Consider the following 10,154-nt stretch of genomic DNA (forward strand, 5'->3'; position numbering starts at 1 on the left):
AAATGACCTTTTTTAATTTAGGACATAGTGTCCAACTTCATTTTACAATCGGCCGAATGTTTTTATTGTTTGTTTTTTCTAAAAATCACGTATTTAAAATATGACTTAAAAATCTGTTGACAAGTCATTAGAATGAGATTATTATTAATTCAACATTAATTTAGAATTTAAGCAATGACAAGGAAAGTACACTGTAGCACCTCTTTCAGAGAGTTTCTAATTGGTGAAATGAAACATTGGCTCTACTTTGGAAAATGGCCTTCGAGCGTGAATTTGCGATATTTAGCAAATTCAGGGTCCGCCCTCTACCGCGGTAACGTATCGCTTTTTAGCCGTACGTGAACTGAGGTGGAACTTCCATAAACAATAGGTGGTACCGCGTTATTAACGCCCTATTAGATCAATTTGATCTAGTTAGGCGTTTTTCTTTTTCATTGCTTATTTTCGCTATTCTACAGGGGGAATTAATCAATGAACTTTTCAAAAAAATTATTATCTATCAGTACCGTCGGTCTTTCCACCATTCTCTTAGCAGCTTGCAGCAATAATTCTAGCTCCAATTCTACTAATTCTAAAAAACAAGTTTTAAATTGGTCAGAAACTGCTCAATTATCTACACAAGATCCTTCTTTAGCTACTGACACAACTAGTTTTCAGGCTTTATTAAACACTGGTGACGGCTTATACCGTTTGGACAAAAATAATAAGCCTAAGCTATCTTTAGCAACAAAAGCTTCTGTTTCTAATCACGGCAAGACTTATGACTTTTACTTAAGAAAAAATGCTAAATGGTCAAATGGTGATCCGTTAACGGCAAAAGATTTTGTCTACTCATATCAAAGGACCGTTACTCCTGCAACCAAGTCACAAATGGCCTTTTACTTATATCAAATAAAAAATGCTCAAGCTATTAACAAAGGACAAAAGAACCCTTCAAGCTTAGGGGTTACAGCTATTTCTAAATATCATTTAAGAATTCAATTAACCCGTCCATTGAGTTACTTCAAAAACTTATTAGCTTGGCCTCTTTTCTTCCCACAAAATAAAAATGTAGTACAAAAATATGGAAAATTATATGGTACCCAAGCTAAATACACAGTTTCCTCTGGACCATTTACTTTACAAAAATGGAATGGAAATAATAAAACTTGGAGTTTAGTTAAGAATACAAAATATTGGGATGCCAAATCAGTTAAACTTTCTAAAGTAAATGAACAAGTTAGCGTTTCTACAACTACTAGTTACAATTTATTCCAAGCAGGCAAAGTTGATGAAACTGGTTTAATCGGTGAGCAAGTAGCTGCAAATAAAAATAAAGCTGGTTATCATGCTCGTTTAGCTTCAGCAATCCGTCGCCTTGAATTGAATCAAAACAAAGTAAAAGCATTTAAAAACCTTAAAATTCGTCAAGCATTTTCAAGTGCTATTAATCGCAAGCAATTGACAAATAACGTCTTAAAGGACGGATCAATTCCAGCTAAAGGATTCGTTCCATCTGGAATGGGAACTAATCCTAAAACTGGCACCTCCTTTGAAGATGATGCTTACGTTAAAAGTGGTGTCAGCTACGATTTAGCAAGAGCTAAGAAATTATTAAATGCTGGATACAAGGAAACAGGAATCACCAAAATCAATGTAACTTTACTCGTAAGTGATGACGATGCAGCAAAGCAAACCGCAGAATTCTTACAAAGTCAATTAGATCGCCTACCAGGTGTAACTATTTCAATTCAATCTATTCCATATACTCAACTTATTTCTCGCCAAACTGCCGGTAATTATGAAATCACTCTTAAGAATTGGCAAGCGGTTATCAGCGATCCAATTAACTTTTTAGATGTTTTCCAAAAAGGCTCCAGTTACCTTAACAACGGTTGGAGTAATGCCAAATTCAACAAACTTCTTAATGAATCTGAAAATGTCTATGGAAATAATCCTACTAAGCGTTGGGATAGATTAGTTGAAGCTGAAAAAGTGTTAATTAAAAACCAAGGGACTATTCCACTTATTCAAGTTGCAAAACCTCAATTGCTTAAGACAAATGTTAAGAACGTCTCATTTAATCCTACAGGGGTTCCATATGACTTTAAGAATGTTTATTTACAATAATAAATGAATAATATCAATTGACAGTTAAAATAACAAATACACAAAAAATCCTATTAAATCACGGTGTGATCAAAATACCAAGATTTAATAGGATTTTATCATTTTTTAGTTTTTTCAGGTATTTTCTATTTTAGAGAAAATTTCCTTCAGACACTTTTTTACTAGTTTTAACGTTCGGCACTAGTCATACTATTCCTTATAGTTATGATAACTTACTTATTAATCTTCACGATAGATTTTAGTAGCTTCTTTTTTAACGAGAACACCTAGCAGTGCCCCAAACATACAAACCACGATATTCATAACCAAAATCCACTTTTGACTGTTTGCTCCGGTATTTTTAACAATTACTGAAGCAAAAGTAACAATCGTCATATTAGCAAGCATTGACATAAAACCGGCCGCAGCCATCGCAGTAGCTTTCAGGTTTGGATACATTTTTGCTAAAAGTGCTGCAGCTAATTGAAACAAACCACCAGCTGCAAAGAAGCCAATCATTGCACTAACAATATATAAAATCCATCCTTGATTAATAATTAAAGCTAACAATAATGCAATTGCAGAACAAATTGGATACCATGTTAAAATAGTTGATTCTTTTACACCGTGTTTAACAATGTATGAATTGAACAAAACGGAAAGTGCAGCTGCAACTGCATATACAGATTGAAGAACACTTGGCTGCTTTATTCCTTCCTGGATGGCTAATTCTTGGAATGTATTTAACCAAAGAAAGAAAACGGCCGTACTAGTATAGCCAATAAGAATTAAAGCAACTGAACCTAAGTTAAGTTTAGCTTTTTGCTTCTTTAATGTTTCATTGTTACTTTTCTTAATATCCTCGCCAGGTTTTGGAAATGGTAAAAACAATAAAATGATGGCTAAAACAATATAAACAGCTCCAGCTGAAATGAAGATACCACGATATCCTGCTCCAGTAGTGCTAGAAATTAAAATGAAGATTGGTAAAAGAAATTGACCAATACTAATCATAAACTTAGTCATTAAGTTCGCAACAGATGAATTCTTGGGAAAAATTTCAATTAAAGTTGGTGAGCATCCCGCATTAATAAAACCATTACCAAAACCTCCACCGATTAATGCCATAATATATGCCACCGTTAAATTAGGTGAAAATAAAAGACCAAAATAATAAAGAGACTGAATAACATGACCTATAACAGCAGAACTCTTTCTACCAAAATGATCTGAAAACTGACCAGTTATTAATGCTGCAATAATTCCACCTAATCCAGAAGCTGCAATAACATTTAACACACCAGCTAAATCTGTATGCCAAAGACTTGCAAAATCCGCTTTATACTGCGCTAAGATTGACATGCTAATGCCCAGCATTATCGTTCCAAAATAAAGTATCCCAGCAGTTGGTTTATATTTTTTATTAAGCATCGTTTTCCCCTCTGATTTTTTATCAATTAATAACATTTAAATTTATAATATTGAAAGCGCTATTATAGATCAATAAAATCAATCAATCATTTCAATAAACAAATTCTATCTATTGCTCTAAATATGCATTAATATAGGAAAAACTATGACGGTAACATTTTTGTTATTAACCAATAGTAAATGATCAATAATATCTATCAATTAATAAAAATATTCTATCAATAAAAGAAACGTTTCTTATTTTTTAGAAAGCGATTTCAAAGTATTCTTAACTTGTTCAAAAAGCACAACGTTAAAAACCTCGGAGGTTTTACTATGGATATTAAGAAACGTAATTATTTATCTACTGCTGTAGCGGTTTATCTATCATTCCTACTCTGTGGGATTGATATGTCAATTACTGCACAATATAAAGTTCAATTAGCACAAGTTTGGGGACAAGGAAGTAATATTTCATCTGTCTTAACCGTAAACTCTGCTGTTGGTATAGGAGGAATCGTTGCTAGCTTATTCACTGGTATTATTTCAGACCGCTTTGGTAGACGTTCATCTGCTATCATTTCATCTATATTATGGGCAGTCTTTGCATTTGGTATGCTCCATGCACCTAACATGGGAATAGCATATTTTGCTGGTATCGCTGGTGGTGTCGCCAATTCATTTACTAATGCTGCGTGGACACCTTCAATGATGGATGCATATCCAGATAAACGCTCCTTAGTTACATTGTTGACAAAGTTCTTTGTAAGTTTAGGACAATTTATTTTGCCATTTATAATTGTTGCCCTAGCTGCAAGCCATATTTCATTCTCAATAGCATTTAATAGTTTAGCTCTTACTTACATCATTATCGCAATCGCTTGCTTCGTATTACCATTTCCTAAAGTTGGTGGCGACCAAGTAAGTAATACTCAAAAATCCGATAATTCAACCAAAAAATTTTCAAGAGATAAAATCAAGATTACCGGAGAAACTATTGCTTTAGCTTTGATGGGTTTTAGTTCAACTGCCGTTTTCATGATCTGGACTCAAACTAACCAAGAATTAGGTAAACTTTATGGCCTATCTAACCCAGCGTTACTTCAATCAGTTTATGCAATTACTTCACTAATTTCTGTATTGTTTACTTCATTTATAGTAAGTAGGGGCGTTAGAGAAAGTACTATCTTAATTCTTTATCCAGCTGTTTCAGCCTGTGCCCTTCTCTTGGCCTACTTTATTCATAATGGTGCTTTACTATATTTAGTTACCGCATTAATGGGCTGGTTTGCTGCAGGCGGCTTAATGCAATTGGCTGTTTCACTTCTTTCGGGACTTTATCCTTCGTTTAAAGCAACTGCCACTTCCGCAATTGGTTTAGCAAATGGTATTTCTAACTGGGCCGTTATTCAAATTGCTGCAATTATTACCGCAAAAGGTGGAATCAATGCACCACGTGAAATTGTTCTATTCAATTTTGTAATTTGTTTAATCGGTGTACTTTTAGCTGCAATCGTAAGAAGGTACCAAAACAAGCGTGCTAAAGAAAATATTCAAGATTTGGAAAACTAGGAGAAAAAAATTATGAGTGAAAAAGATATTACTATTATGCGCGATGGATTAAAACTTGCTGCCAAAGTTTCAATTCCTGATACTCCAAAATATGACGTTGCTATTTTAGCATATGGGTTTGTAGGGATGATGGATCCCAAGGTTAACGATTTACTTCCTGTAATTGCAGAAAAGTTGCAAGAAAAAGGATTAGCTACTGTTCGTTTTTACTTTAACGGTCATGGCGAAAGTGAAGGACCACTTGATAACATGTCAATCTACAACGAGCTCGAAGATTATCATGCTGTCATTCAATATGTCTTTGACAATTTTAAAGGATTGGATCATTTATACTTGATCGGTCACTCACAAGGCGGAGTACTTTCATCCATGATGGCTGGATTCTATGCCTATAAAGTAGATAAGTTAGTAATTATGTCATCAGCTGCTACTTTAGTTGATGATGCACGAATTGGTACTTGTATGGGTATTGATTATGATCCAAATCACATTCCTGAAAAGATCGACTTCAAAGATTTTAAATTAAACGATTGGTACTTCAGAACTGCAAAATTCATCAATATGTACGATGTAGCAAGAACTTATCAAGGTCCAACATTAATCTTGCACGGAGCTAAAGATAAGATAGTTAATAACTATGCTTCTCGCCATTATCATGCAGTAATCCCTAACAATGAATTTCATTTAATTCCTGATAGTGACCACGGACTTCACCAAAATCGTGATGAAGTATATACTCGTGTAATCAACTTCATAACTAAATAATTTAAGCCCGACTTGAAAAAGTCGGACTTTTTTTGTCATAATAAAAATAATTATCAAATTAGGACAAAATTTTTATGAAAAAAAACATCTCAACTAACGCCTTACGTGCACTATTTTATGAAGCTATTACTGGTCCAAAACCTGGGCTAGTCGATCCAATTGACAATAGCTCTCATCCTGATATGGATATTTACATGTTCATCGATAGCAGTATTAGTTTACAAAATTATCTGCAAGAAGCTGAAAAAGTCGGACATAATTTTCAAGATTCAGATTTAACAAAAATGTTTACGAAATTGCGGGAAAAAGGTTTAATTGCTGAAAAAGAAATGGCACAAGCAACTAATGGAATAAACACTCATAAAGGTGCCATTTTTGCGCTTGGAATCTGCACTTGTGCCGAAAGCTATGTTAAACAAAACGGTGGCAATGTTTTTGACATCATTAGACAAATGACCCACGGTTTAGTAGAACATGACTTTAAAAATTTAAATGACAACCAAAAATTAACGGCTGGTCAGAAGCAGTTTCTAAAATACGGTTTAGGTGGTGCACGCCAAGAAGCCGAAGCTGGCTACCCGATCGTTGAAGATGTTGCCTTACCTTTTTTAAAAAACGCAAAAGGCGACAAGCGGACTCGCATTTTAGATACATTTATGAAAATTGCCAGCTTAACTGCAGACAGTACTTTGATTAAGCGTGCTAAAACCACAAATGTAATTGAAGAAGTTCAAAGAGATGCTAATCATTATTTAGAGCTTGGTGGCTTCGCGAATGAAGATGCGAGAATTTTTCTCAACGATCTCAATAAAAAATTTGCACAACACAAATGGAGTTTAGGTGGATGTGCTGATCTTTTAATTATTACCATCTTTTTTGGACTTGAGAGTGATTATTTATAGAAAAAAAGACGGCACTCAACTATTACTTTGATCGAAACTAATTGAGCAGTAATTTACTTTATAAAGTAAATTTTTGCGAATTTTACTATAAATTTACCTTATAAGGTAAATTTATAAGAAATAAGGGTATAATTTACTTTATAAGATAAATTATACTGAGGTTCTGCTATGGAAATAATTAAACGCCCACATTATTTAAATAAATTAATTGAATTCAAAGATACTGAATTTATCAAAGTTCTCACCGGAGTTAGACGTTCTGGTAAGTCATTCATTCTAAAAATGTATCAAAATTATTTGCTCGAAGAAGGAATAACAAAAGATCAAATCATCTATTTATCTTTCGAAGATTTCAATAATATAGATTTATACGAGCCTAAGAAACTTTATAGCTATTTAAAAGAAAAAATCATCCCTAATCAAAGAATGTACATCTTGCTAGATGAAATTCAATTTGTTCAAGATTGGCAAAAAGTCATCAATAGTCTTCGACTCAATGCATTACTTGAACTCGTTATCACAGGTAGTAATTCCAACTTGCTCAGTGGAGAGTTAGCAACATTACTTTCCGGAAGATATGTTGAAATTCCTGTCTACCCATTGTCTTTCAAAGAAATGGTATCTTTTAGAAGTAGCGATCCATCTGAAGCAGAAATCGACCGTTTATATGATGAGTACATCAAGTATGGTGGCTTTCCTGCTGTAGTTTTAGCTAAAGAAGAATTGAAACAAACTATCTTGTCGGGAATATACAATACCGTCATTTTAAATGATATTGGCTATCGAAATGGACTTCGTGACCCAGGTTTATTAATGCTTGTAGCGAAATATCTAGCTGATACGGTTGGACAATTAATTAACCCTAATAAAATTGTTAATACATTGAAATCTGCTCAGTTTTCGATTTCCTATAATGCAGTTCAAAATTATCTTAGCTCTTTTGAACAAGCCTATCTTTTCTATAAAGCTAACAGATATGATATTGCTGGTCGAAAAATTTTATCATCGCAAGGTAAATATTATATAGTCGATACTGGCCTACGAACCCAAGCACTTGGTGATAAAATTAATGATCGTGGTAGTATTTTAGAAAATATTGTTTATCTTGAATTACTAAGACGTGGGTATCAAGTTCAAATTGGAAAACTTGATGATAAAGAAATTGATTTTATTGCCACTAAAGTTAATGAACGACAATATATTCAAGTAACTTATCAACTGCCAGAAAATTCAACCAGAGAAACTGATAACTTGCTTGAAATTCCAAATAATTACCAGAAAATTGTCATTACAGGACGCTATGAAGAGCAAACGATGATTTCTGGAATTCCGATTATTAATATTAGGGATTGGCTTTTAGCAGATAGAAATCATTAAGACTTAGTATTAAATTAACCAATTGATATGAAAAAACGCTATTCAATAACCGCTTTCAGATTATTGAGTAGCGTTCTTCGCAAAAAAATATCATCTAACACCCTCGCTCGGGCTATTTTGGGAGTTCTTCGGAGCTCCTTTTTCTATTTTTTCACTTTAATCATTTATTCTTATTCCTAGATTTGATTCTCTCATTAATCTTATTAAGGGATCTTTTTTGTTCTAAAAAGCAAATTGTCCAAATTATGACATATGTGAGAATAAAGAAAATTATTGTTTCCAAATTAACAATCCAGTTATTAATTAAGGCCATTATCAAAAACAAAATAAATGTTCCTATTAAATGAATAGCGATTGCAATAGTTAATGGCAGATCTGTCCTGAAAATCATTGATAAAATACCAATCAAACCTGAAAGAATGAAAACCGAAATTACTCCAGTTTTGGTAGGTGCTACACCAGGATTAGCAAAAGCTAAAATGCATAAATAGCACGCAGCTCCATATCCTAAGCCAGTGAAAAAATATGTTAAACATCTTCTAAATTTTATCATTACAATCCTAGTTCCTTCTCTAATTCAGGTAAATAACGTCTTGATACATCAGCCTTAACACCATTTTTCAAAATTGCTACCATATTCCCAGCAAAGCCACTCTCAATCGATTGAAGGTAATCAAGATTAATAATTGAATGCTTAGACACTTGAATAAAATCATCATTTAAACTTTCAAGAACTTGATATAATCTACCCGTTGTTTCAATCGTTTCTTGTGTAGTGTAATAAGTCAATCTCGTAGAAGCAACTTCTACTTTTATCAAGTCTTCACGCTTAATCGTTACAATTCGATCACTAGTTTTAAGTGGTAAAAGATTACGATCTTTTTTACCGAATTTATTCAGATAACTTATTAATCGGCTAACAGTAGGCGTTTTTTGACCGGATCTAATTTCTACTTGAATTTCATCATCTAAAGATTGATCAATTTGAAAATCAACTTTCACATTAAATTTTTCTCTTTCTATCAGCTAAGTAAGAAAGTCCAACTACTATTACAATAAGTAACACAATCATGCCAAATATTACGTAAGCTGTTTCCAATCGAGTTAATTGATGTCCCCAAATTTTGAAATGAATCCCTAAATAGTTAATCATGGATTGACGCATACTAGCAGGCATTTGATTATTACTTATCTTATTTAATAATAAACTTCTCAACGCTGAAGCTTCATAACTACTTGGTACTAATTTTACCAGAGTTTGTGCTCCTGAGCTTAAAGTACCATATGGCATATAGATAGCGACAGCAAATCCAGCAGCCGCACCAATAACTGCAGATAATCTACTAAAAGTGGTTGATGAATGGATGAAAAAGATAATAATTTCATTCAATAAAGTTGCTGCGATTGCCCCAAGAAGCATAAATCCTAGCATTGGTAAATAAGAATCACTAGGGATCGAAATCTTGTTAACCATTGTAAAATATCCGCTCATCACAATAAATGTAATTATTTGCATGATGAAACTGATAAATGAACTTGATAGAACGTAGGCCAAATTTTGAGTTGAATATGAAATATCTGTTAATCTAATATCATCTGCAGCTCTGCTCTCTTTATCATTGACAACTTGTCCCAGCGCCTGAAAAGACGTAGTAATTCCGGCAATTGACACAATACCTGCAATCATCCATAGATCGAGCAATTGTGTAGCATCTGAAATATGACTCCAAGAACTCTCTAGATTTTGTTGCAAAAATCCAATATAAATAAAGAATGAAATCAAAGCTCCCAAGCAGGACATTATTACTCCTGGAATATTTGAAAAATAAATTTTGATATTTCGTCTAATTAAAGCAAACATTATTGAAGCTCCTTTCCTGCAACTTTTACAAAGGCATCATTAATAGAACCTTTACGATATTGAAAATCAACAATCTGCTTTTGATTTTCATTCAAAAACTCTATTACCTCTGATGAAGTCAATCGTAAGCGTCAAAAACTGAAGTACTATTGAAAAAGTAGCTCGGCAATGATATGTGC

9 protein-coding genes are annotated in these 10,154 nt (G+C 33.3%); 5 read left to right on the top strand and 4 right to left on the bottom strand.

What is annotated here, in order from left to right; translation table 11 throughout:
- The first annotated feature begins 471 nt into the window (after positions 1 to 471).
- Positions 472 to 2,109, top strand: a complete 1,638-nt coding sequence (locus tag FC46_RS09125) for a peptide ABC transporter substrate-binding protein (RefSeq protein ID WP_057799999.1) — start codon at positions 472 to 474, stop codon at positions 2,107 to 2,109.
- A gap of 219 nt (positions 2,110 to 2,328) precedes the next feature.
- Here FC46_RS09125 and FC46_RS09130 read toward each other — a convergent pair whose 3' ends face one another.
- A complete protein-coding gene (locus FC46_RS09130) occupies positions 2,329 to 3,519 on the bottom strand; it encodes an MFS transporter (RefSeq protein WP_083478054.1) in 1,191 nt (396 codons plus the stop codon).
- A 315-nt stretch (positions 3,520 to 3,834) separates the two neighbouring features.
- On the opposite strand from FC46_RS09130, the gene FC46_RS09135 reads away from it, so the two are divergent.
- From FC46_RS09135 to FC46_RS09150, 4 genes are all read left to right on the top strand, one after another.
- The gene (locus FC46_RS09135) at positions 3,835 to 5,070 is read left to right on the top strand and encodes an MFS transporter (RefSeq protein WP_236702312.1); all 1,236 of its coding nucleotides are present in this window, start codon (positions 3,835 to 3,837) and stop codon (positions 5,068 to 5,070) included.
- Between the two features lie 12 nt (positions 5,071 to 5,082).
- Positions 5,083 to 5,835: an alpha/beta hydrolase gene (locus FC46_RS09140; RefSeq protein ID WP_057800001.1), complete on the top strand. Its 753-nt coding sequence runs from the start codon at positions 5,083 to 5,085 to the stop codon at positions 5,833 to 5,835.
- Positions 5,836 to 5,909: 74 nt separating this feature from the next.
- Complete coding sequence (gene citG / locus FC46_RS09145; protein WP_057800003.1) at positions 5,910 to 6,737, top strand: triphosphoribosyl-dephospho-CoA synthase CitG; 828 nt, start codon at positions 5,910 to 5,912, stop codon at positions 6,735 to 6,737.
- Positions 6,738 to 6,905: 168 nt separating this feature from the next.
- On the top strand, positions 6,906 to 8,114 hold the full coding sequence (locus tag FC46_RS09150) for an ATP-binding protein (RefSeq protein WP_057800005.1): 1,209 nt from the start codon (positions 6,906 to 6,908) through the stop codon (positions 8,112 to 8,114).
- A gap of 160 nt (positions 8,115 to 8,274) precedes the next feature.
- On the opposite strand, the gene FC46_RS09155 is transcribed toward FC46_RS09150, so the two are convergent.
- The 3 genes from FC46_RS09155 to FC46_RS09165 are packed head-to-tail and all read right to left on the bottom strand — an operon-like array spanning position 8,275 to position 9,975.
- Positions 8,275 to 8,667 carry a DUF3021 domain-containing protein gene (locus FC46_RS09155; RefSeq protein ID WP_057800007.1) on the bottom strand — a complete coding sequence of 131 codons (393 nt, stop codon included), beginning with the start codon at positions 8,665 to 8,667 and terminating at the stop codon, positions 8,275 to 8,277.
- Positions 8,667 to 9,116, bottom strand: a complete 450-nt coding sequence (locus FC46_RS09160) for a LytTR family DNA-binding domain-containing protein (RefSeq protein WP_057800009.1) — start codon at positions 9,114 to 9,116, stop codon at positions 8,667 to 8,669. The genes FC46_RS09155 and FC46_RS09160 overlap by 1 nt, the downstream gene beginning before the upstream one ends.
- A 1-nt stretch (position 9,117) precedes the next feature.
- On the bottom strand, positions 9,118 to 9,975 hold the full coding sequence (locus tag FC46_RS09165) for an ABC transporter permease (RefSeq protein ID WP_057800011.1): 858 nt from the start codon (positions 9,973 to 9,975) through the stop codon (positions 9,118 to 9,120).
- Positions 9,976 to 10,154: the final 179 nt, after the last annotated feature.

Origin of the sequence: Lactobacillus kalixensis DSM 16043, from assembly GCF_001434335.1 — a bacterium.
Classification (GTDB): Bacteria; Bacillota; Bacilli; order Lactobacillales; family Lactobacillaceae; genus Lactobacillus; species Lactobacillus kalixensis.

Excerpts from the sequence above, each read along its gene's own strand:
- FC46_RS09125 (WP_057799999.1), top strand. The coding sequence starts at position 472 with ATGAACTTTTCAAAAAAATTATTATCTATCAGTACCGTCGGTCTTTCC.
- FC46_RS09165 (WP_057800011.1), bottom strand. The coding sequence starts at position 9,975 with ATGTTTGCTTTAATTAGACGAAATATCAAAATTTATTTTTCAAATATT.
- FC46_RS09155 (WP_057800007.1), bottom strand. The coding sequence starts at position 8,667 with ATGATAAAATTTAGAAGATGTTTAACATATTTTTTCACTGGCTTAGGA.
- FC46_RS09130 (WP_083478054.1), bottom strand. The coding sequence starts at position 3,519 with ATGCTTAATAAAAAATATAAACCAACTGCTGGGATACTTTATTTTGGA.
- FC46_RS09135 (WP_236702312.1), top strand. The coding sequence starts at position 3,835 with ATGGATATTAAGAAACGTAATTATTTATCTACTGCTGTAGCGGTTTAT.
- FC46_RS09150 (WP_057800005.1), top strand. The coding sequence starts at position 6,906 with ATGGAAATAATTAAACGCCCACATTATTTAAATAAATTAATTGAATTC.
- FC46_RS09140 (WP_057800001.1), top strand. The coding sequence starts at position 5,083 with ATGAGTGAAAAAGATATTACTATTATGCGCGATGGATTAAAACTTGCT.
- citG (WP_057800003.1), top strand. The coding sequence starts at position 5,910 with ATGAAAAAAAACATCTCAACTAACGCCTTACGTGCACTATTTTATGAA.